This is a genomic window from Kitasatospora sp. NPDC001119 (assembly GCF_053598475.1).
The window spans coordinates 23813-45463 of the sequence record NZ_JBSFKI010000057.1 but is presented as its reverse complement, the minus strand read 5'-3'; the positions used below and the strand labels follow the sequence as shown (position 1 = coordinate 45463).

Annotated in this window: 17 protein-coding genes and 3 tRNA genes; 1 reads left to right on the top strand and 19 read right to left on the bottom strand. The window is 74.2% G+C overall.

Annotated features, from left to right (window positions below; translation table 11 throughout):
* Positions 1-214: 214 nt before the first annotated feature.
* From ACWDD9_RS40305 to ACWDD9_RS40235, 15 genes are all read right to left on the bottom strand, one after another.
* A complete protein-coding gene (locus tag ACWDD9_RS40305) occupies positions 215-2893 on the bottom strand; it encodes a ComEC/Rec2 family competence protein (protein WP_449814361.1) in 2679 nt (892 codons plus the stop codon).
* 84 nt (positions 2894-2977) lie between these two features.
* The gene (locus ACWDD9_RS40300; RefSeq protein WP_449814360.1) at positions 2978-3940 is read right to left on the bottom strand and encodes a helix-hairpin-helix domain-containing protein; all 963 of its coding nucleotides are present in this window, start codon (positions 3938-3940) and stop codon (positions 2978-2980) included.
* Positions 3941-4107: 167 nt separating this feature from the next.
* Positions 4108-4953, bottom strand: coding sequence for a DegV family protein (locus tag ACWDD9_RS40295; RefSeq protein ID WP_449814359.1), 846 nt, complete (start codon positions 4951-4953; stop codon positions 4108-4110).
* 83 nt (positions 4954-5036) lie between these two features.
* Positions 5037-5858, bottom strand: a complete 822-nt coding sequence (locus ACWDD9_RS40290; protein WP_074000714.1) for a hypothetical protein — start codon at positions 5856-5858, stop codon at positions 5037-5039.
* 381 nt (positions 5859-6239) lie between these two features.
* Positions 6240-9134 carry a leucine--tRNA ligase gene (gene leuS, locus ACWDD9_RS40285; protein WP_416876115.1) on the bottom strand — a complete coding sequence of 965 codons (2895 nt, stop codon included), beginning with the start codon at positions 9132-9134 and terminating at the stop codon, positions 6240-6242.
* A 341-nt stretch (positions 9135-9475) separates the two neighbouring features.
* Positions 9476-10771: a hypothetical protein gene (locus ACWDD9_RS40280; protein ID WP_074000712.1), complete on the bottom strand. Its 1296-nt coding sequence runs from the start codon at positions 10769-10771 to the stop codon at positions 9476-9478.
* Between the two features lie 98 nt (positions 10772-10869).
* Positions 10870-10942 (bottom strand) — tRNA-Ala (locus ACWDD9_RS40275).
* A gap of 415 nt (positions 10943-11357) precedes the next feature.
* Positions 11358-11430: transfer RNA gene (locus tag ACWDD9_RS40270), tRNA-Ala, on the bottom strand.
* Positions 11431-11473: 43 nt separating this feature from the next.
* Positions 11474-11546: transfer RNA gene (locus ACWDD9_RS40265), tRNA-Ala, on the bottom strand.
* Between the two features lie 170 nt (positions 11547-11716).
* Positions 11717-12367, bottom strand: coding sequence for a histidine phosphatase family protein (locus ACWDD9_RS40260; RefSeq protein ID WP_049658575.1), 651 nt, complete (start codon positions 12365-12367; stop codon positions 11717-11719).
* Positions 12364-12822 carry a ribosome silencing factor gene (gene rsfS, locus ACWDD9_RS40255; RefSeq protein ID WP_049658573.1) on the bottom strand — a complete coding sequence of 153 codons (459 nt, stop codon included), beginning with the start codon at positions 12820-12822 and terminating at the stop codon, positions 12364-12366. The genes ACWDD9_RS40260 and rsfS overlap by 4 nt, the downstream gene beginning before the upstream one ends.
* Before the next feature lie 192 nt (positions 12823-13014).
* The gene (locus ACWDD9_RS40250; RefSeq protein WP_449814358.1) at positions 13015-14883 is read right to left on the bottom strand and encodes a LytR C-terminal domain-containing protein; all 1869 of its coding nucleotides are present in this window, start codon (positions 14881-14883) and stop codon (positions 13015-13017) included.
* A gap of 14 nt (positions 14884-14897) precedes the next feature.
* A complete protein-coding gene (gene nadD, locus ACWDD9_RS40245; protein WP_049658574.1) occupies positions 14898-15530 on the bottom strand; it encodes a nicotinate-nucleotide adenylyltransferase in 633 nt (210 codons plus the stop codon).
* A gap of 123 nt (positions 15531-15653) precedes the next feature.
* Positions 15654-15809 carry a hypothetical protein gene (locus ACWDD9_RS40240; RefSeq protein WP_181970583.1) on the bottom strand — a complete coding sequence of 52 codons (156 nt, stop codon included), beginning with the start codon at positions 15807-15809 and terminating at the stop codon, positions 15654-15656.
* Positions 15810-16066: 257 nt separating this feature from the next.
* Positions 16067-16213, bottom strand: coding sequence for a hypothetical protein (locus tag ACWDD9_RS40235; protein ID WP_158077652.1), 147 nt, complete (start codon positions 16211-16213; stop codon positions 16067-16069).
* A gap of 317 nt (positions 16214-16530) precedes the next feature.
* Between ACWDD9_RS40235 and ACWDD9_RS40230 the strand changes: the two genes are divergently transcribed.
* Entirely contained in the window at positions 16531-17613 is a 1083-nt protein-coding gene (locus ACWDD9_RS40230; protein ID WP_449814357.1) for a M48 family metallopeptidase, read from the top strand.
* A 92-nt stretch (positions 17614-17705) separates the two neighbouring features.
* Here the strand turns inward: ACWDD9_RS40230 and ACWDD9_RS40225 are convergent, their stop codons facing one another.
* The 4 genes from ACWDD9_RS40225 to ACWDD9_RS40210 form a co-directional block, all read right to left on the bottom strand.
* Entirely contained in the window at positions 17706-18767 is a 1062-nt protein-coding gene (locus ACWDD9_RS40225) for an SCO2583 family membrane protein (protein ID WP_449814356.1), read from the bottom strand.
* A gap of 106 nt (positions 18768-18873) precedes the next feature.
* Positions 18874-19455: an SCO2584 family spore wall biosynthesis protein gene (locus ACWDD9_RS40220; RefSeq protein WP_074000709.1), complete on the bottom strand. Its 582-nt coding sequence runs from the start codon at positions 19453-19455 to the stop codon at positions 18874-18876.
* A gap of 127 nt (positions 19456-19582) precedes the next feature.
* The gene (locus ACWDD9_RS40215; protein WP_449814355.1) at positions 19583-20899 is read right to left on the bottom strand and encodes a glutamate-5-semialdehyde dehydrogenase; all 1317 of its coding nucleotides are present in this window, start codon (positions 20897-20899) and stop codon (positions 19583-19585) included.
* Positions 20900-20997: 98 nt separating this feature from the next.
* Positions 20998-21522 (bottom strand): hypothetical protein, encoded by a 525-nt coding sequence (locus tag ACWDD9_RS40210; protein WP_074000707.1) that lies wholly within the window; start codon positions 21520-21522, stop codon positions 20998-21000.
* Positions 21523-21651 lie beyond the last annotated feature (129 nt).

Below are 21651 nucleotides of genomic sequence, written 5' to 3'. Positions count from 1 at the left end.
ACTCGGCCTCCCTGCGGACGCCGTCGGACTCGGCCCGCTGCCGGTCCGCGTCCGCCCGCGCGGAGGCCCGCACCTCGGCCCGCCCTCGCCGAGCCGTCCGGGTGCTGAGCGCGCCGGAACGTTTCTGCTGGCTTTGCGCCGCTCCTCCTCCCACCACCCCCCTTCTACTTTCCATGCCCCCACGTTGATTGGTGGAAGGAGGAGAGCGCGGGGGTCAGGTGGGCGGGGCCCGCGGGGCGCCCGGGGTCCGCTCCGGGTGGGCGTGGGGTGCGGGGCCGTGCCCGTCGGCCCCACCGGTTCCGCCGGCGCCGCCGGGCCTGGCGTTGCCGCTGGAGTGGCGGGCCGCGTGGGCGGGTTGGGGGTGGACGGCCGCGCCGAGGGTGGCCGGTGAGTCGCCCGTCACCGCGATGTCCCCCTCCCGATCGGTGCGCAGAACGGTGGCGCCGAGTGCGCGCAGGTGGTCGACCGTCTTCGGGGACGGGTGACCGTACGGGTTGCCCTCGCCGCAGGAGACGAGGGCCAGCCGGGGCCGCAGCGCACCGGCCAAGTCCCAGTCCTGGTGGGCCGATCCGTGGTGCGCCACCTTCACGACGTCGACCTTCCCCAGCCGGCCCAGCAGGGCCGACTGGGCCTGCGGTTCGAGATCTCCGAGCAGTGCCATCCGTAGTCCTCCTGTCAGTGACACCATCAATGCGACGCTTGCGTTGTTCGGTCCGGGCGCCTCGGCAGCCGCACCGGGGACGGGCCACACCACGTCCCAGGCCAACTCCGCTCCGACGGAGCGCCGTTCACCCCGACCCGCTCTCAGCAACGGCAGGCCGGCCCCTGCGGCCCAGCCCGTCACCCGGGCCGCCTCACCCGGCGGATCGTCCAGCGTGGTGCCCTCGACGGCGCCGACCCGGCGGCCCCGCAACACCCCCGGCACGCCCTCGACGTGGTCGGCATGGAAATGCGTCAGCAGCAGTAAGGGGACGGTCGTCACGCCGAGGTCGCGCAGGCATCTGTCGGCGGCGTTCGGGTCCGGCCCGGCGTCGATCACCACCGCGCTGTCCGGCTCCCCCGTCGCCAGGGCCAGCATGTCCCCCTGCCCGATGTCGCACATCACCAGTCGCCACCCCGGCGGCGGCCAGCCGGTGGCGATCCGGATGAGCTGCGGCGGGCGGAGCAGCACGGCCAGCAGGACCATCATCAGCACTGCCGTCACCAGCGCCCGCGCCCAGCGCCGCCGAGCGGGCACCGGCACCGGACTGCCCGGCTCCCGCCGTCGGGGCAACAGGAGCGGCGCCGCCCAGCAGGCCGCCAGGACGGCCAGCGCGACCGTCGCCGTCCCGAACCAACCGCCGGGCCAGGTCAGTTGGCCACCCGGCACCTCGGCGCCGCGCCGTGCGACCAGGGCCAGCCAGCCGGCCGGCAGCCCGGCCGGTTCCGCGAGCAGGCGGGCCAGGGCCGGAAGGAGCGGCTGAAGGGCGAGCACCCCGAAGCCGAGCAGCGTCGCCGGAGCCACCGCCAGCTCGGCCAGCAGGTTGCAGGGGATGCCGACCAGGCTGATGTGCCCGGACAGCACCACCGTCACCGGCGCGCACAGCGCCTGGGCGGCCGCCGTCGCGGCGAACGCGCCTGCCAGGTGGTGCGGCCAGCGGCGGGCCCGCAGGGCTTCGGCCCAGTGCGGCCCGAGGACGAGCAGCCCGGCGGTGGCGAGCACAGAGAGCAGGAAGCCGAACGAGCGCGACAGGAACGGGTCCAGCAGGACCAGCACCAGGACGGCCCCGGCGAGCGCGGGCACGGCCTTGCGGGGACGGCCGGTGGCCAGGGCCAGCATGCCGATCAGTCCCGTCCCGGCCGCCCGAAGCACGCTGGGCTCGGGCCGGCAGACGGTGACGAAGGCCAGCGTCAGAGCCGTGCCGAGCAGCGCGCCGGTGCGCAGTGACAGCCCCAGCACCGCGGCCAGCCCGCGCCGTTCCGGGGTGCCGGCCTGCCCGGGCGCTCCCAGCAGCGCACCGAGGACGATCGCCAGGTTGGCCCCGCTGACCGCCACCAGGTGGACCAGGTCGGTGGCCCGGAAGGCGTCGTCGAGGTCGTCGGGCAGTCGCGAGGTGTCGCCGACGACCAGCCCCGGGAGCAGCCCGCGCGCGTCCGCGGGCAGTCCGTCGGTGGCCGTGCGGAGGCCTTCACGGAGCCGCCCGGCGATCCGCTGCGGCAGGCTCGGCGGCGCCAGCTGCCGGGGCGCCCCGTGGACGACCAGCAGCGCGGCGGACTCGGTGTCGTGCCCCTCCCCCACCGGCCGTACCTCGGCCTCCACGGCCAGCCGCTGGGACGGGAGCAGCCGCTGCCAGGGCTCGCCCTCCGCCCCTCGGGCCATGACGGTCACCGGCGTACGCGTGCGGGTGCTCCGCCCGTCCGGGAGCGGGGTGACACGGTCGGCCACCGCGTCCACGGTGAGGAGCGTCTGCCCGCCGACGGTGCCGCCCCGGGAGGTGTGGACCTTCGGGTCCCCCGCGACGGTCAGCTCCACCTCCACCACCGGGGCGGGCTCGCCCGGCGCTCGCGGACCGGCGGCTGCGGACGCACGGGCGAGCTCCGGCAGCGGCCCCCGGTGGAGGGCGGCGGTGTGCAGCGGGGTGGCGATCGCGGCCGCCGCACCGGTGAGCAGGACGGCGGCCAGCGTCGCCGAGGCCCCGCGCCGGCGCAGGACCCCCGGCCGGGTGAGCAGCAGGACGGCCGCGAGCGCGGCGACGCCCGCCGCGGTGAGGACGAGGGCCGCGTACCCCGGCTCCAGACGCAGGAGTGCCGCCGTGACCGCCCAGGCCGAGACGGCGGGCAGCAGCAGCCGGAAGTCGGCGCCCGGAGAACGGGACGCAACGGCCGGACCGAACGGCGTGGTGGCGACGGACATGGCGGTACCTCCCTTCGAAGGCCGGGCACGCGGGCGGGGGAAGTGGACAGGGGGAACGGGCAGGGACAGCGGCAGGACAGGGCGTCAGAGGGTGAGCAGCGGACGGAGCTCCGCGTACGTACGGGCGCCGATGCCGCTGACCTGCCGGAGTTGGTCGAGGGAGCGGAAGGAGCCGTGCGAGGTGCGGTAGGCGAGGATGCGCTGGGCGAGGGTGGGGCCGACACCGGGAAGGCTGTCGAGCTGTTCGAGCGTCGCGCGGTTGAGGCTGACGGGCGGCCGGGGCACGGTGAGGCCCGGAGGGCCGCTCCCGCTTCCGACCACCGGGCCGGGGGCGGGCGCCTGCTCGCCGACCAGGATCTGCTCACCGTCCGTCAGGATGCGGGCCAGGTTGAGGTTCCTGGTGTCCGTCTCCGGCAGCGGACCGCCCGCCGCCCGCAGGGCATCGGCTACCCGGGAGCCGCCGGGCAGGGTGTGCAGGCCCGGGAGGTGGACCCGGCCGCCGATGTCCACCACGACAGCCGGCCCGGTGCCGGACACGGCCTCGGCACCGGCGCCGGGCCCGGCCCTGGAAGGAGCGGAGTCGTCGGGGACGGACGGCTCCGCCCCCGACGGTGCCGCGACCGCCGCGAGCGCGGGTACGGCGACCGCCTCCGGCCGGGCCAGCCAGAAGTGCTGCACGGCGTAACCGACCGCGAACAGCAGCAGGATGGCCAATCCGGCCACCGCGCGCCGATCGAGTGCCAGCACCGAGGCGAACGAGGGGATTGAGGAGGATGCGGAGAACCGCGAACGCGCCCCGGCCTCCGGCGGACCCATGTCGGTGCCGCCCGGATCCGACGCAACACCCGCATCCGGCAAGACCGGCGTCGCATCCGACAGCACCGGCACCGGCATCGCAACCGGCGACGGCGGCGGGGCCGGCCCCGAAGGGCCCCCTCCGACACCGCCCTCCGGCTCGTCATCCATCGGCAGCAGCGCGGCCATCCGCAGCCGCACCGTCTCGTTGATCGCATGGCGCTTCGCCGCGCCCAGGCCCATGGTCGTCATGCCGAGGACGGTAGGAGTCCTCCGGCGAACGTGCGGAAATTAACGAAACCCTGTGGATAACCCGGGGGTTGTGGATAAAAAGCGTCACTCACAAGAGTGGGTAGGACCGCCTGAGGTTGACCGAGCGGCCAGCGAACCACCCAGCGAACCACCCAGCGGACCCCCCCTCAGCGCGGCGCGACCACCACCGCCAGCAGCCCCGGCCCGACGTGCGCCCCGATCACCGCCCCCACCTCGCCCACGTACAGCTCCCGCAGCCCCGGCACCCGGACCCGCAGCCGCTCCGCGAGCGGTTCGGCCCGCTCCTCGGCCGCCAGGTGGTGCACGGTGATGTCGACGTCCTGCTCTCCCGACCGCTCGACCGCGATCTCCTCCAGCCGCGCGATCGCGCGCGACGCCGTCCGCACCTTCTCCAGCGGCTCGATCCGCCCGCCGTCCAGGTGCAGCAGCGGCTTGACCGCCAGGGCCGACCCGAGCAGCGCCCGCGCCGCCCCGATCCGTCCGCCCCGGCGCAGGTGTTCCAGGGTGTCGACGTAGAAGAACCCGCTGGTCCCGGCCGCCCGCCGGCCGGCCGCCTCGGCCGCCTCGGCCAGGCCCTGCCCGGCCGCGATCGCCTCGGCCGCCGCCAGCACCCCGTACCCGAGCGCCATCCCGACCAGTCGGCTGTCCACCACCCGCACCGGTACGGGCGCCTCGGCGGCGGCCAGCCGGGCGGCCTCGACGGTGCCGGACAGTTCGCCGGAGATGTGCACCGAGACGATGCCCTTCGCCCCGGCCTCGGCGGCCGCCCGGTAGGCGGCGGCGAAGGTCTCCGGGTTCGGCCGGGAGGTGGTCACCCGCTGTTTGCCGCGCAGCGCCTCGGCGACGTCCTTCGGGGAGATCTCGACGCCCTCGCTCAGCACCGAGTCGCCGACCGCGACGCTCAGCGGGACCACCGTGATCCCGTACCGGTCGAGGGCGTCCTGCGGCAGATAGGCCGTGGAATCGGTGACAAGTGCGAGGTCGGAGGGCATGAGCCGGAGGTTACCCCCCGTCGCTCCGGGAGGACAGCGCCCGGTCCGGGCCCCCTCGGGAGGCCCCGTGACGCGCGACCGGCTCAGCCCGCCGAGGGCCCCGTCGAGGGCTTGCGCAGCCGCTGCGCCAGCTTGGCCAGCGGATCGGCGAGCCCGAGCAGCTCCTCCGCGCTCGGCCGCCCCTTCCCGTCGGTCAGCCCGGCCCGAGCCGCACCCCCGGACCGCGCCGCACCCCCGGTCGCCCCCGCGGAACCGCCGGACCCCGCAGCAGCACCACCGACCCCCGCGGAACCACCGGACCCCGGGGCTCCACCCGCCCCCGCAGAACCGGCAGCCCCCGAAGCACCCCCCGCGACGTCCCAGTGCCGCAGCGCCCCCGCCTCGCTCTCGCACTCCTGGCTCAGCCGGCTCAGCTCGTCGTCCGCGAACCGGTGCATCCGGTCCTGCGCCGCCCAGCGCATGGTCTCCGCCGAGTGCGTGATCCGCTCCGCCCGCTCGCGCAGCTCCGGCAGCTTGGCGGCGATCCGCGCGGTGTCCGGCTCGCGCTCCAGCATCCGCAGCTCGCCGTCGAGTTCGGCGGCGTGCGTGTCGAGCCGGTCGAGCAGGGCGAGCGACTCGCCGAGCTGGGAGTCCTGCGCGAGGCCGCCCTCCAGTACCTGCCGGGTGCCGTCGAGCGAGGTCCGCAGGCCCAGCCGGACGGTGGCGATCTGCGCGGGCGGGCCGACCCTGGTGTACGTCTTCGCCTTGAGGGTGGCGGTCTCCACGGCGCGCCGGGCGTTGGCCTCGTGCTTCTCGATCTTCGCGCCGACGGCCTTGGCGGCCTTGACCGTGCCGATCACGGCCAGGACCATCGCCGCGACCCCGAAGAGCAGGACCAGCCCGATCATCACGCCGAACACGTCCATCGCGCGCCACCTTCCGCCGTCGTTCCGGCCCCCACCGGGCCCAACGCGGGCCGCATTGCCGAGGGTTCCACGGTAGCCGCCGGAACCCGCCCGGGGGCAGCCGAGAGGGCCCTGGCGGACGGAGATCAGGGTCAGATCCGGGATCTCCCCGAGGGCCCCCGACCACCCTGGAAGCCCCCCGCAAGCGCCCCGCAAGACGCCCAGCCGGCACCGAACCCGAAAACGCCGACTCCCGAAAGCACCGGACCCCGAAACGCCCCGAAAGCACCGAACCCCGAAAGACCCCGAAAACGCCGGACGGGCGCCCCGAAGGACGCCCGCCCGACCGCTCACGCGACCGCTCCCGCGATCACCCCGCGGTCACTTCCGCACCAAGAACACTCAGCCGGTGACGATGTTCACCAGCTTCGGCGCCCGCGCGATCACCTTCCGCACCTCGGCCCCGCCGATCGCCGCGATGACCGCCGGCTCCGCCAGCGCCAGCGCCTCCAGCTCGGCGTCCGAGATGCCCGGCGCGACCTCCAGCCGCGCCTTGACCTTGCCCTTGATCTGGACCACGCAGGTCACCGTCTCGTCCACCACGTACGCCGGGTCGGCGACCGGGTAGTCGGTGTGCGCCAGCGACTCGCCGTGGCCCAGTCGGCGCCACAGCTCCTCGGCGACGTGCGGGGCCAGCGGCGCGACCATCAGCACCAGCTGCTCGGCCACCGCCCGCGGCGTGGAGCCGCGCTTGACCAGGTAGTTGTTCAGCTCGATGGCCTTGGCGACGGCCGTGTTGAAGCGCAGCCCGGCCATGTCCCCGCGGATGCCGTCGATGGCCTTGTGCAGGGCGCGCAGCGTCGCCTCGTCCGGCTCCTCCTCGGTGACGACCAGTTCGCCGGTGGTCTCCGAGACGACGTTGCGCCACAGGCGCTGCAGGAAGCGGTACGAGCCGACGACGGCGCGGGTGTCCCACGGGCGGGAGACGTCCAGCGGGCCCATCGACATCTCGTACAGGCGCAGCGTGTCGGCGCCGTACTCGTCGGCGATGTCGTCCGGGGCGACGGCGTTCTTCAGGGACTTGCCCATCTTCCCGGCCTCGCGCTTGACCGGCTCGCCGTCCCAGAAGTACTGGCCGTCGCGCTCCTCGACCTCGGCGGCGGGCACCGGGAAGCCGCGCTCGTCGCGGTAGACGTCGGCGGTGATCATGCCCTGGTTGAACAGCTTGTGGAACGGCTCGACGGACGAGACGTGGCCCAGGTCGTGCAGCACCTTGTGCCAGAAGCGCGCGTACAGCAGGTGCAGCACGGCGTGCTCGGCGCCGCCGACGTACAGGTCGGCGCCGCCGGCGGGCTTGGTCTCCGTCGGGCCCAGCCAGTACTTCTCGTTGGCCGGGTCGACGACCGCCTCGGAGTTGGACGGGTCGACGTAGCGCAGCTCGTACCAGCAGGAGCCGGCCCAGTTGGGCATGGTGTTGGTCTCGCGGCGGTACTTCCTGACGCCGTCGCCCAGGTCCAGTTCGACGTTGACCCAGGCCTCGTTGCGCGACAGCGGGGTCTCCGGCGAGGAGGCGGCGTCGTACGCGTCGTAGGTGCGCGGCGAGTAGTCGTCGACCTCGGGGACCTCGACCGGCAGCATCGACTCGGGCAGCGCGTGCATCACGCCGTCCTCGTCGTAGACGATCGGGAAGGGCTCGCCCCAGTACCGCTGGCGGCTGAACAGCCAGTCGCGCAGGCGGTAGTTGACGGTGCCCTCGCCGATGCCGCGCTCGGCCAGCCAGGCGGTGACGGCGGCCTTGGCCTCGACGACGCTCAGCCCGTCCAGGGACAGCGACACGTCGCCCTCGGTGCGGGCGGAGTTGACGATGACGGAGTCGTAGGTGTCGAACGCGTCGTCCCACTCGGCCGGGTCCTGGCCCCGCCCGTCGGTGGGCTCGACGACGCAGCGCATCGGCAGCGCGAAGGCGCGGGCGAAGGCGAAGTCGCGGTGGTCGTGGGCGGGGACGGCCATGATGGCGCCGGTGCCGTAGCCCATCAGCACGTAGTCGGCGATGAACACCGGGACGGACTCGCCGCTGACCGGGTTGACGGCGTGGGCGCCGGTGAAGACACCGGTCTTGACCTTGGCCTCGACCTGCCGCTCGACGTCCGACTTGGCGGCGGCCGTGGCGCGGTAGGCGGCGACGGCCTCGGCGGGGGTGGCGGCACCGCCGGTCCACTCGGCGGGCACGCCCTCGGGCCAGGCGGCGGGGACGATCGAGTCGACCAGGGCGTGCTCGGGGGCCAGCACCATGTAGGTGGCGCCGAACAGGGTGTCGGGCCGGGTGGTGAAGACGGTGATCTTCTGGTCGCCGGGGGCCGCGAAGTCGACCCGGGCGCCCTCGGAGCGCCCGATCCAGTTGCGCTGCTGCAGCTTGATGGCCTCGGGCCAGTCCAGCAGGTCCAGGTCCTCGATCAGCCGGTCCGAGTACGCGGTGATGCGCATCATCCACTGGCGCAGGTTGGACTTGAACACCGGGAAGTTGCCGCGCTCGGAGCGGCCGTCCGCGGTGACCTCCTCGTTGGCCAGGACGGTACCCAGGCCCGGGCACCAGTTGACCGGCACCTCCTTGGCGTAGGCCAGGCGGTACTCGCCCAGCACCTCGTCGCGCTCGGCGACGGTCAGCCCGGCCCAGGCGCGCCCGTCCGGCAGCTCACGCGCGCCGGACTCGAAGTCGGCGACCAGCTCGGCGATCGGGCGGGCCTTGCGGGCGTCCGCGTCGTACCAGGAGTTGAAGATCTGCAGGAAGATCCACTGGGTCCAGCGGTAGTAGTCCGGGTCGATCGTGGAGATCGAGCGGCGCGGGTCGTGGCCCAGGCCCAGCCGGCGCAGCTGCTGGCGCATGTTGGCGATGTTGGCCTCGGTGGAGACCCGCGGGTGGGTGCCGGTCTGCACCGCGTACTGCTCGGCGGGCAGGCCGAAGGCGTCGTAGCCCAGCGTGTGCAGCACGTTGTGGCCGGTCATCCGCTGGTAGCGGGCGAAGACGTCGGTGGCGATGTAGCCCAGCGGGTGGCCGACGTGCAGGCCCGCGCCCGAGGGGTACGGGAACATGTCCATGATGAAGCTGTGCGGCTTCGCGGCGACGTCGCCGGCCGCCGGGTCGGCCAGCGCACCGGTGGGGTTGGGGGCGTGGAAGGTGCCCTCCTTCTCCCAGATGTCCTGCCAGCGGGACTCGATCTCGGCCGCCAGCGCAGCGCTGTACCGGAACGGCTCGGTCGCGGTCTCGGCCGCGCCGGACGCAGGGGTCGTCTCGCTCATGGTCCTTCAAGCTCCATCGGTGTCGGTTGGCGAACCGCGCGGGCGGCCGGCCCGTGGACCCGGCCCGGGACGGGATCGGGGGGCGGAAAACAAAAAATCCCCTCGCAGGAGGGGACGCCACGCCGACTCCGGCACCGCCCGAAGGCTCAGCCGGTCCTGGTCAGCGCGGCCGGCTAAGGAGCAGGCGCACGGTTCGCATGGGCTCAGGGTACCGCAAGCGGGTCGACGGGCTGCGGGGTATACCGCCGGGACGGCGGCACGGAGCCGCCCAGGGCCGCACGAGGCCCGCGCGGAGCCGTCGCGGGACCGCCGGAGCCGTACGGCACCGACCCGGCCCCGCCCTACCGCGCCGCCACCCGCCCCGCCGCGTCGAACTCCCGCAGCGCCTTCGCCACCCGCTCGGACTGCATCCCCGCCGCGAGCGAGCGCGCCAGCGAGGCGGTGCGGGCCGCCTCCCGCTGGTCGCCGAGCCGGCGGTGGGCCTCGGCGAGGCGCACCATCAGCAGCGTCTTGGTGCGGGCCCGTCCCGGTCCGAGACCGGCCACCGCCTCGGCGAGCAGCACCTTGGCGAGCCGGTGCTGGCCGAGCGCCAGCCGCCCCTCCCCCACCATCCCGGAGAGGGCGGCCCGGACCTCCTCGGTGCCGGGCAGGCCGTCCAGTTCGGCGAAGGCCCGGGCGGCGGCGGCCTCGGCCCGTTCGGCCTCGCCCCGGCGGCCGTACGCGCCGGCGAGCCGGCCGTACTGGCGGGCCCGGGCGACGGGGCTGAGCGCGGCGCCGTGGGTGTCCAGGGCGGTCACCAGCGCGGAGACGGCGTCCAGCCCGCGCCCGCCGGTGCCCTGGGTGGCGAGCACGACCAGCGCGCCGAGCACCGCGACGCCGAGCCGGGGGTCGCCGCTGACGTGGGCGGCGCGCAGCGCGGCGACGAAGGCGCGCTGGGCGGCGGCGTCGTGGCCGAGGTCGTACGCGGCCCAGCCGGCCAGCCGGGCGAGTCTACTGGCCGTGCCGTAGAGCTCGCGGCCGAGCCGTTCGTCGTACGCGCCGAGTTCCAGCAGCTTGGCCAGCATGGCGAGTTCGGCCCGGACGGGGCCGAGGACGAGGCCGCCGCCGCAGGCCCGTTCGAGCTTCTGCTTGCTGCGGTAGGACAGGCCGAGTTCGCCGGCCAGTCCGGGTTCGACGCGCAGCGCGCCCTCGCCGCCGCCGACAGGCGGCGGCGGGGAGTCCAGACGGGCGGCGGCCTGGTCGAGGTCGGCGCCGCGGAACAGGTCGGTGAGGCGCACCGGGCCGGCGTCGGTGGCCGCCTCGCGCAGCGCGGTCTGGGCGGTGTCGGCGGTCCACGGGTCGGTGAGCAGCCGGGGCGAGAGGATCTTGGCGCCGCGGTGGCCGCCCATCCGGCCCCAGAGCTGTTCGTAGGTGACGGCGATGCCGAGGGTGCGGCTGAGCACCTCGCAGACCGCCTGGTCGTGCGGGCTGCGCGGGACCATGCCGCGGTCGCGCCACTTGTACGGGGCGGTGGAGCTGATGGCGAGGCCCGGCGGCAGGGCGAGGCTCACCTCGCGGGCGAGCCGTTCCGGACTCCATCCGAGCTGGTGGAGTATCCGGGCCAGTTCCTCGTTCCGCCTTCGCTCCAGATCGGCCATGGCACGACGGTAGCGGGATTCCGGCCGCCGGGACCGGCGGCGCGGGCAGAACGGCGAAGAGCCGCCCCCCGTTTCCAGGAGGCGGCTCTCGACTGCTGTGGAGCTATGGGGAATTGAACCCCAGACCTCTTGCATGCCATGCAAGCGCTCTACCAACTGAGCTATAGCCCCTTGACCTGCGTTGTCACCGTGGTTCCCGGTTGTTTCCGGCCGTTTCCCTCGGCGACATCGACTACTTTACACGCTCCGGGGCGTGCTCCTGAAATCCGTTTCCCGAGGTCCGCACCACGCGCCCCGGGAGCCCGTCTCCCGCACTCCGGGCGTACGGCGCCCACCCCCGGCGCCCGCACCTGACGCACGCTCCCAGCGCGCACTCCCGACGCACGCGCCCCGCCAACGCACCACCCGCCGACCGCACGCCCGCCAGGAGAACCGCGAAGCCGCACCACCCGCCGACCGCACGCCCGCCAGGAGAACCGCGAAGCCGCACCACCCGCCGACCGCACGCCCGCCAGGAGAACCGCGAGGCCGGGCCCGAAACGCCGGAAGGCCGCCACCCCTTGGGTGACGGCCTTCCGAACTACTGTGGAGCTATGGGGAATTGAACCCCAGACCTCTTGCATGCCATGCAAGCGCTCTACCAACTGAGCTATAGCCCCGCGACACGGGCGACCCTGGCTGACCACGACCGCCGATGCGGAGTGGAGCTATGGGGAATTGAACCCCAGACCTCTTGCATGCCATGCAAGCGCTCTACCAACTGAGCTATAGCCCCGCACTCACCGGATCTCCCGCTTCCCTTCCGGGCCGCGTTCCTTCCCTGCGAACGAGGAAGACTCTAGCTGGTCAGGGCCGGAACTGCGAAATCCGCTCCCTCCGGACCCCCGCCGAGGGCCCCGTGAGGGCCCCCGGCACCCGGTGCCGCCCGAGCCGGTACGGCTCGGCTCAGGTGTCGTCGCCGATGACCGGCTGCGGGAGGGTGCCCGCGTTGTGCTCCAGCAGGCGCCAGCCGCGCGTGCCCTGGCCGAGCACCGACCAGCAGCAGTTGGACAGTCCGCCGAAGCGCTCCCACTGGTCCGGCTCCATGTCGAGCAGCCGCCCGAGCATGGTGCGGATCGTCCCGCCGTGGCTGACCACCACCAGCGTGCCGTCCTCGGGGAGCTTGCCGACGGCGTCCAGGACCACCGGCACCGAGCGGTCGGCGACCTCGGTGGCCAGCTCGCCGTCACCACCCCGCCGCACCGGCTCACCGGCCGCCCAGGCCTCGTACTCCTCCGGGAAGCGCTCGCGGATCTCGGCGTTGGTCAGGCCCTGCCAGGAGCCCGCGAAGGTCTCCCGCAGGCCCTCGTGGTGCCGCACGTCGAGCCCGGTGACCTCGGCCAGCTCCGCGGCGGTGCGCCGGGCCCGCTGGAGGTCCGAGGAGATCAGCAGGTCGGGACGGAGCCCGGAGAGCAGCCGGGCCGCCCGCTGGGCCTGCTGGACGCCCTGGCCGGTCAGCTCGATGTCCGTGGTGCCCTGGAAGCGCGATTCGAGGTTCCAGGAGGTCTGGCCGTGCCGCCAGAAGACGATGCGCGGGCCGCGCGGGCCCCGGCTCAGTGCAGGTCCTCGGGCTTGCCGAAGTCGTCGGCGGGGGCGACGACGTTGCCGGCCTCGTCGGTGAACGCGTCCGGACGGTTGCGCGAGGCCAGGGCGTCCTCGGGCAGCGGGAGCTCGGGGCAGTCCTTCCAGAGCCGGTCCAGCGAGTAGAAGGAGCGCTCCTCGGCGTGCTGGACGTGCACGACGATGTCCAGGTAGTCGAGCAGGATCCAGCGGCCGTCGCGCTCGCCCTCGCGGCGCACCGGCTTGATGTCCAGCTGCTCGCGCAGCTGGTCCTCGATCTCCTCGGCGATCGAGCGGACCTGGCGGTCGTTGTTCGCGGAGGCGATCAGGAAGGCGTCGGTGATCGACAGCACCTCGCTGACGTCGAAGGCGATGATGTTGTGCGCGAGCTTGTCGGCCGCCGCCTGCGCGGCGACGGTGATGAGCTGCTGGCTGTGGTCGGTAACGGTCACGGTGTTCTTCCGGCTCGGCGGCTTGGGGGGCGCCCCGGCGCTCGGCCGGGGTCGCCTTCCAGGATCTCACGCCGCCCGGGCGGGCCCGGAACCGTTTTTCCAGGCCCCCGAGCCCCGGGCCCCCAGGCCAATACCGGGCCACCGCCCCCGCCGCCACCAGGCCCGGACCCCCGTCGGGCCCGGGCCACCGCCCTACTGGGTCTTCGGCGGCTGGTAGTCCTTGCCGAGCACCACCAGCAGGTCCGCGTTCTGGGTGTCGCCGGTCACCTTCTTCACCGCCGTGTCCGGCAGCCCGAGGCTGGTCGCCAGCGACTTCGTCGCGCCCTGCCGGGCGTCGTCGGTGTAGCGGATCTCACTGGTGGCCTGCGGGGCGCCCTTGGCCCCGCCCGGGATGAAGGTCAGACCGGAGTTGACGATCTGGACCTGTACGGCGGCCGCCGCCGCGTCGTTGCCGCTGGAGTCCTGGACCGCGACCCGGACCGGGGCGTCGCCGGCGGCCGCGGACTTCACGGTGCCGCCCAGCACGTCCTTGACCTGCTTGCCCGCGGTCGCCTCGTCCAGGCTGCCGTCCGGCTTGACGGTCAGCGCGGTGGTGCCGAAGTGGCCGTCCTTCGCCTGCTGGGAGAGCTGGACGAGCACCCCGGCGAGGGCGTCCTCGGGCAGCGAGGGGTCGAGCACCGCGTTCATCCGGTGCACGTCGTCCTTGGCGTCCTTGAACTCGGTCGGCATGGCGCGCACCAGCGCGTCCATGACCTGCCCGAACCGGGCCAGCTGGGCGTCCCGGCTCTCGCCGGGGTTCTGCAGCGTGGCGTAGGCGACCGCGGCCTTCCCGCTGAGCATGGTGTTCTTGCCCGCCGCGGACAGCAGCTTGCCGTCCGGCTTGCCGCCCTCGTGGGTCTCGGCGTTGGTGTCCACCCGGACGCCGCCGAGCTGGGAGACCAGCAGTTCCAGGTACGGGGTGTCCAGCCGCCAGGTGCCGGCCACCGGGGCGCCGAGCACGGTGGACAGGCCGTCGCGGGTCGCCGAGGCGCCGATGCCGTCCATGGACTGGCCGACCGTGGTGACCGGCGGGTCCCCCGGGCCGGGCAGCCGCAGGGTGTCGGGCAGCAGCAGCACCGTGCCCTTCTTCCCGGAGGCGTCGTTGACCAGCAGCGCGCTGGACACCTTGCCCTGGAGGTCGCGCAGGTGGACGACGTTGACCTGGCGCCCGCCGGCGGCGGCGGCCGCGGTCGGCTTGCCGCCGGTGAGGAAGAGGTACCCGCCGACGCCGGCGGCGGCCAGCGCCACCACCGCACCGAGGCCGATCAGCCGGTTGCGCAGCTTGCGGCGGCGCTCGGCGCGCACCTCGCTGCGGGACTCGGCGAACTTCAGCCAGTCGATGACGTCCTCGGTCTCCTCCGCCTCCTCGTCGACGAAGGTGAACTCCCCCGTGGTGTAGCTGTCGTCGGGCGCCTTGCCGCCGCCCTTCCCGCCCTTCCCGGCCTTCCCCGCCTTCCCGGCCCGCGCCCCGGCGACCTGCTCGGACGGCGGCTCGGCCTTGGCCGGCACCGGCTCGGCGGCCGGCCGGGGCACCCGCGGACGCGCCGGTGCGACCGCCGCGGCCGCGGCCGGCTCGGCCTGCACCGGTTCCTGCGCCTGCGACGGCGCCTGCGGTTCGGTCACGACCGGGGCGGCCGCCTGGTACGGCTGCTCCTGGTACCCCTGGTAGCCCTGCTGCTGGTAGACGTACGTGCCCTGCCCGTACACCGGCTGCCCGTACTGGTCGTACTGCTGGTCGTACTGCTGCTGCTCGTACGGCTGTTGCTGCGGGAACTGCCCGCCCTGCTGGTACCCGTCGTACCCCTGGTAGCCCTGCTGCTGGTAGACGTACGCGCCCTGCCCGTACACCGGCTGCCCGTACTGGTCGTACTGCTGCTCGTACTGCTGCTGCTCGTACGACTGCGCCTGCGGCTGCTGTTGCGGCTGCTGCGGTTCCTGCGGCTGCTGGTAGCCCTGGTACGGCTGCTGGTACTGCCCGGTGGACCAGTCCTCCGGCCGCCGGCCGTCGCTGCGATCAGTCATGCACCGCTCCCGGATCAGTCCCCGCGCGGCGCGTACAGCGCCCGCTTGTCGATGTAGCGGACCACGCCGTCCGGGACGAGGTACCAGACCGGTTCGCCCTTGGCGACCCGGTTGCGGCAGTCCGTGGAGGAGATGGCCAGCGCCGGGACCTCCACCAGGGAGACCCCGCCCACCGGAAGCCCGGCGTCCGACAGAGTGTGCCCCGGGCGGGTGCATCCGATGAAGTGGGCCAGCGAGAAGAGCTCGTCGGAGTCGCGCCAGGACAGGATCTGGGCGAGCGCGTCGGCGCCGGTGATGAAGAAGAGGTCGGCGTCCGGGTGCAGGGCGTGCAGGTCGCGCAGGGTGTCGACGGTGTACGTCGGGCCCTCGCGGTCGATGTCGATCCGGCTGACCGAGAACTGCGGGTTCTCGGCGGTGGCGATGACCGTCATCAGGTAGCGGTCCTCGGCCGGGGTGACGTGCCGGTCGCTCTTCTGCCACGGCTGCCCGGTCGGCACGAAGATCACTTCGTCCAGGTGGAACGCGCTCGCGACCTCACTGGCGGCGACGAGGTGGCCGTGGTGGATCGGGTCGAAGGTGCCGCCCATCACGCCGAGGCGCTTCTTCACCGGTTCCGGTCCGCCGGGATTCCCGGCCTGCTCTCCCATGCCGCCACACCTTACGCGACACGCGTTACGGTGCGGGAACGGCCGGGTGGGGGTTCTCCGCAGACGCGTGAGGGAGCGTCCGGCCGGTGGCCGGACGCTCCCCGAGCGGCCCCAGGCCCCGGCTCAGCGGTCCCGGTTGAAGCGGGTGGTGATGAAGAGCAGGACGAGCAGGATGACCAGTGCGGCGCCACCGGTCAGGGCCGGGTTCAGACTGTCGTGGTTGCCCCCCTCGCCCTCGGCGAGCAGGTTCAGAACGGGGAGTGCGGCAGCAGTGCTCATGGTCGGCGGGACCTTCTCGGCTCGGTGAACGGACCTGGGGGTTGTTCCGGGCCGGGTGAGGGCCCACCCGTCATCGTACGGGGGGTTACACGGCAACCGCTCGGCGGCCCACCGCCGCTGACCGGGCGTGAGCGCGGGCCGAGGGACCGACCGGCGAACGGGCCCGGGCCCCGGCGAACGGACCGGGGACGGCCCCCGGGACGGACCTGGGACGGCCCCCGGGACGGACCTGGGACGGCCCCGGGGAACGACCGGCCCTAGTTGTTCTTGAAGGCGCGGGCCATGATCCAGATCAGCAGGCCGATGCCCACGAAGGACGCGACCACGATGATCCGCAGGAACAGGCCGGGGCCGGACTCGTCGGAGATGGGCGCGGCCAGGCTGACAAGCGTGTCGGTGGACATCTGCGGGGGCTCCTCGTACTGCTCGGTACCGCGGCCGGGTCCGGTCTCGGTCGTCCAGGCCTCAGGGTAAACCGGCCTCACACCGGCGGAGCCCCCCGGCCCCGCAGACGCGCCCCGCAGACGCGCGCCACCGGCCCCGCCCCGGCGGCCCACCGAGCCGCCCACGGCCCCGGCGCCCACCGCGCGGACCGCGCGTACGCTGACCCCGGGGACGAGTACGCAACCGCGCACGTTGCACAGACAGTCGTTGCAGGCGAAGACCAGCGGGGGGCGGGCCAGCGGGCCGCGGCCGCCGTCGACCAGGAGGTACTCACACCATGACCGACACGACCTCGAAGACGCCGAGCCGCCGCCGCGAGCGCTTCCCCGGGATCTCCACCCGGGCCTGGGAGCACCCGGCGGACCGCTCGGCCCTGGTCGCGCTGCGCAGGCTGACCGGCTTCGACGACATCCTGAAGAAGCTCGCCGGACTGGTCTCCGAGCGGGCGATCCGGCTGATGTTCCTGGCCACCGCGGTGAAGACCTCCGAGCGCCAGTTCCCGGAGCTGCACGACATGGTGCGCGACGCCGCCTACGTGCTCGACCTGGAGCAGGTCCCCGACCTGTACGTCTCCCAGGACCCGACGGTCAACGCGTACTGCATCGGCATCGACACCCCGGTCATCGTGATCACCAGCGGCCTGGTCGAGCTGCTGGACGAGGAGGAGCTGCGCTCCGTCATCGGCCACGAGGTCGGCCACGCGATGTCCGGCCACGCCGTCTACCGGACGATGCTGATGATCCTCACCAACATCGCCACCCGGATCGCCTGGGTGCCGCTCGGCAACCTGGCGATCACCGCGATCATCACCGCGCTCAAGGAGTGGTTCCGCAAGGCGGAGCTGTCCAGCGACCGGGCCGGCCTGCTCGCCGGGCAGGACCTCCAGGCGTCCATGCGGGCCCTGATGAAGCTGGCCGGCGGCCACAACCTGGCCGAGATGAACGTCGACGCCTTCCTGGAGCAGGCCGAGGAGTACGAGAAGGCCGGCGACCTGCGCGACGGCGTGCTCAAGGTGCTCCAGCTGCTGCCCCAGACCCACCCCTTCGCGGTGGTCCGGGTCGCCCAGCTGAAGAAGTGGGCGGAGAGCGACGACTACCGCTCGATCATGGCCGGTGCCTACCCGCGCCGCTCGGACGACCCGGACACCTCGGTCACCGAGCAGTGGAAGGCCGCCGCCGAGCACTACACGACCTCGGTCAAGGAGAGCAAGGACCCGCTGATGGGCCTGCTGCGGGACGTGGCCGGCGGCGCCGCGACGGTCGGCGGCAAGCTCCGCGACACCTTCACCGGAGGCGGCGGCAGCAGCAACGGCAACGGCAACGGCAGCCGCAACGGCTCCGCGGACCGCGACGGCAGCTGACCCACCGCGACCGACCACGACCGCGAGCCGCGACGGCGGCCGGCGTCCCGCCCGGGGCACCGGCCGCCGTCGCGTTCCACGGCCCGGGCGCCTCAGCCGCCCGCCAGCACCTCGCACACCTGCCAGCCCGGCCGGGCGTGGTTGCCGGGGTCGACCGGCGCCGGCGGCGTGACCGCCGTGCCCTGCGCGGTGGCCAGCACCGGCTGCAGGAAGCCCGCCATCGAGGCGCCGCAGGGCTCCGGCCCGGCCTGCACCACCGAGTCCACCAGCCGCAGCTGCCCCGAGGCCAGGTCCACCCGGTCGAACTCGAAGGTCAGCTGCCGCCGCACGGTCTCCAGGGTGACCGGCGCCCCGGCCGGGGCGCCGGCCGGCTTGAGCGCGTAGACGAAGGTGTGGTCGGTGGTGATCTGCAGCGTCCCGCTGTCCGCCTCGTCGATCCGCATCGCGCCGACCACCTTCACGGTGTTCGAGGCCAGCGCGACCTGTGCCGGGTCGAAGCGGACCATCCAGCCGGTCACCGCGTGGTGGCGGTCGTCCACCGGCTGCGCCACGCTCGCGTCGAACTCCGCCTGCTCACCGGGCGTGACGAAGACCCGTACGTCGGCGGTGGCGCCCTGGACCAGCGTCGCCGGGGACAGCGAGGAGGCGACCAGGTAGCGCTGGACGGTGTCGAGCGCCTTGGCCACCTCGACCCGGCCGAAGTTCCCGGTGGCGGCGCCGGTCGGGGTGTTCAGCCCGATCGTGCCGTCCCCGTACCCGAGCGGCAGCGCGGCGAACGGGTCCGCCGGGTCGGCGACCGGGTGGACGGCCGACGCCGGGCTCAACGCGACCAGGCTGACGGTCACTTGGCTGCCCTCGGGCCGCACCGCGGTGCCCTTCGGCGAACTCACCCCGAAGTACACCGCGGCCCCGAAGGCGAGCAGGATGAGCAGCAGCAGGATGAGTGCCTGGCGCGGGACGCTGCCCAGCGGGCCGAACCGCACCCGCGACCGGGTGGCCTTGCCGAAGGAGCCCGCCAGCCGCTCCCGGGCGGAGAGTTCCTGGATGCGGGCAGCCCGCACGAACGATTCGTCGAACACGACGGACCGGAATTCGTCCTCGTTGCCGGAACCGCCCTCGGGCGTCCCCTCAGGAGGCTCTCGCGGGTCACCCACACCACCAGGGTAGGCGGACACCAGCGCCGCCACGAGGGTCCGGGCGCACATTCCCGGGAACGCTCCGTGACCACCGCCCCGGGGCGTGCGCCCCCGGGCGCTCGGGCTAGCCCGCGGGCGCCGTGACCACCAGCGGGGGCTCCGCCGGGGCCTGCCCGGGGGCCACCCCGGTGCTGCTGCTGCCGGACTGGGGGCGCCGGGGCGTGCCCGAGGGGCCGCCCACCCCCTGGTAGATCGCCGCGACGGCGACCGCCACCAGGCTCACCCCCATGATCACGGCGAGCACCCAGGCCACCGGCCGGTGCCACCGCTGCTGGGCCACGTACCGCCCGGGGACGCGCACCGGGTCGTCACCGCGCCGCCACCGCCGGACCCGGCGGTCGGCCGCCCGGCCCGGCCCCGACCAGGGGTCGGGGTAGAGGTGGTCCGCGTCGAGTCCGCTCGGGTACGGGCGCAGCTCCAGCGGCAGCCCGTCCCCGGCCGGAACGTCACGGCCCCAGCCCGGCCCCGCGGCGTCCGGCTCGAACCGGGCCTCGGCGGCGGCGAGTTGCCGCTCCTTGGCGGTCGGCTCGTGCACGGCGGCGGACCGGACGAAGGCCTCGTCGAAGACCACGGTGGCGAACTCGTCGTCCGCACCACCGTGGTCGGAGCCGTCGGGGTACGGGAAGCCCCCCACATCCTCAGCCACGGATTCAGCGTATTACCGGCCGGACGATTTGTCTGTGGCTCCCGGCAGTTGGTCCGTCGCACGTGTGACGGACGCCCCGCACGCGCCGCCCGGCGGCCGTCCGCGCCCCCGCCCGCGGCCTGCGCGCCTACTCGGCCCCGCCTCCCACGGTCTGCGCGGCCTCGCCCCGCACGTGCCCGTCACCAGTGACGATGTACTTGGTGCTGGTCAGCTCGGGCAGGCCCATCGGGCCGCGGGCGTGCAGCTTCTGGGTGGAGATGCCGATCTCCGCGCCGAAGCCGAATTCGCCGCCGTCGGTGAAGCGGGTGGAGGCGTTGACGGCCACCGTGGTGGAGTCCACCAACCGGGTGAAGCGGCGGGCGGCGGCCTGCGAGGTGGTGACGATCGCCTCGGTGTGGCCGGAGGACCAGCGGCGGATGTGCTCGACGGCGGCGTCCAGCGAGGGCACCACGGCGGCGGCCAGGTCCAGCGAGAGGTACTCGGCGCCCCAGTCCTCGTCGGTGGCCGGCATCACGGTGGCCGGTCCGCCCTCGGCGGCCTTCAGCACCGCCTCGTCGCCGTGCACGGTGACCCCGGCCCCGGCGAGCGCCGCCAGCGCGAGCGGCAGGAAGGCGTCCGCGACGTCCTGGTGGACCAGCAGCGTCTCGGCGGAGTTGCAGACGCTGACCCGCTGCGCCTTGGAGTTCAGCAGGATGCCGACGGCCATCGCCAGGTCGGTCTCGGCGTCCACGTAGACGTGGCAGTTGCCGGTGCCGGTCTCGATCACCGGGACGGTGGAGCCCTCGACCACGGTGCGGATCAGCGAGGCGCCGCCGCGCGGGATCAGCACGTCCACGTAGCCGCGGGCGCGCATCAGCTCCCGCACCGACTCCCGGCTCTCCCCCGGCACCAGCTGGACCGCGTCGGCGGGCAGCCCGGCCGCGGCGACGGCGTCGCGCACCACGGCGACCAGCGCGCTGTTGGAGCGGTAGGCCGAGGCGGAGCCGCGCAGCAGCACCGCGTTGCCGGACTTGAGGCAGAGCGCGGCGGCGTCCGCGGTGACGTTCGGGCGGGCCTCGTAGATGATGCCGACCACGCCGAGCGGCACCCGGACCTGCCGCACGTCCAGGCCGTTGGGCAGGGTGTAGCCGCGCACCACCTCGCCGACCGGGTCGGGCAGGCCGGCCACGTCGCGCACGTCGGAGGCGATCGCGGCGATCCGCTCGTCGGTCAGGGTCAGCCGGTCGATCACCGACTCGGCCGTGCCGGCCGCCCGGGCCCGCTCCACGTCCTCGGCGTTGGCCGCGACGATCTCCGCGCTGCGGGCCACCAGCGCGTCCGCGACCGCCAGCAGCGCGGCGTCCTTCGCGCCGCGCGGCAGCGGGGCGAGCGCGGCGGCGGCCTCCCGGGCTCGGCGCGCTACGGCGAGGACGGGGCTGTCGGCGGTGGCGAGATCGCTGGTCATGCCGCCAAGGGTAGCGACTGCGCCCGCCCCGCCCGGGCGGCATTTCGCCCGGTGAGACAGCTCGGTACGGCGTTCGGTACGGCGTTCGGTACGGGCGCTCAGTACGGGTGCACGCCGCCCAGGTGCGGCGGCGGCTCGCCGAAGCCCTCCGCCACCCGCTTGTGGTACGTCGCCCGGTCGACCACCTCCAGCCCGACGATCTCCCAGGGCGGCAGGTTCGAGGTGACCTTGTGCTCGCCCCACAGCCGCAGCGCGATGGCCGCCGCGTCGTGCAGGTCCCGGGCCTGCTCCCAGTAGCGGATCTCGGCATGGTCGGCCGCGTAGCGGGCGGTCAGGAAGAACGAGTGGTCGTGCGCCAGCTGCTCCAGCGAGGCGCGCAACGCGGACAGCGGGGTGACCTGCCCGGCCACGCTCAGCACCACGTGCCACAGCCGCGCCTGCTCGGGCACGGTGGGCGGCTGGGCCGCCCGGTCGAGTTCGGGCCGCATCCCGCGCATCCCGCCGGGCCGCTGCGTCGGCGGACCGGCCGGCTCGGCGGGGCCGTCCCCGCGTCCGCCGTCGATGCTGGTCAGCCGCCGGCCCGCGGTCCCTGCGGTCAGCGCTGCCTCGCGCCTGCGTTCCACCGGCGGCCTCCTGTTCGGCGATGTCGTGTCGTCCCCACCGGCCCCGTCGGCCCTCGGCCGACCGGTACGGCTGCGCCCCTCCTCGCCCGCGGCCGGGCCGCTCCCGGTACGGAGCGGCCCGCCGTCCGC

What these genes read in the sequence shown, in the direction of transcription:
- ACWDD9_RS40305 (WP_449814361.1), bottom strand. Translation starts at nt 2,893, where the DNA reads ATGTCCGTCGCCACCACGCCGTTCGGTCCGGCCGTTGCGTCCCGTTCT.
- ACWDD9_RS40300 (WP_449814360.1), bottom strand. Translation starts at nt 3,940, where the DNA reads ATGACGACCATGGGCCTGGGCGCGGCGAAGCGCCATGCGATCAACGAG.
- ACWDD9_RS40295 (WP_449814359.1), bottom strand. Translation starts at nt 4,953, where the DNA reads ATGCCCTCCGACCTCGCACTTGTCACCGATTCCACGGCCTATCTGCCG.
- ACWDD9_RS40290 (WP_074000714.1), bottom strand. Translation starts at nt 5,858, where the DNA reads ATGGACGTGTTCGGCGTGATGATCGGGCTGGTCCTGCTCTTCGGGGTC.
- leuS (WP_416876115.1), bottom strand. Translation starts at nt 9,134, where the DNA reads ATGAGCGAGACGACCCCTGCGTCCGGCGCGGCCGAGACCGCGACCGAG.
- ACWDD9_RS40280 (WP_074000712.1), bottom strand. Translation starts at nt 10,771, where the DNA reads ATGGCCGATCTGGAGCGAAGGCGGAACGAGGAACTGGCCCGGATACTC.
- ACWDD9_RS40250 (WP_449814358.1), bottom strand. Translation starts at nt 14,883, where the DNA reads ATGACTGATCGCAGCGACGGCCGGCGGCCGGAGGACTGGTCCACCGGG.
- nadD (WP_049658574.1), bottom strand. Translation starts at nt 15,530, where the DNA reads ATGGGAGAGCAGGCCGGGAATCCCGGCGGACCGGAACCGGTGAAGAAG.
- ACWDD9_RS40240 (WP_181970583.1), bottom strand. Translation starts at nt 15,809, where the DNA reads ATGAGCACTGCTGCCGCACTCCCCGTTCTGAACCTGCTCGCCGAGGGC.
- ACWDD9_RS40235 (WP_158077652.1), bottom strand. Translation starts at nt 16,213, where the DNA reads ATGTCCACCGACACGCTTGTCAGCCTGGCCGCGCCCATCTCCGACGAG.
- ACWDD9_RS40230 (WP_449814357.1), top strand. Translation starts at nt 16,531, where the DNA reads ATGACCGACACGACCTCGAAGACGCCGAGCCGCCGCCGCGAGCGCTTC.
- ACWDD9_RS40215 (WP_449814355.1), bottom strand. Translation starts at nt 20,899, where the DNA reads ATGACCAGCGATCTCGCCACCGCCGACAGCCCCGTCCTCGCCGTAGCG.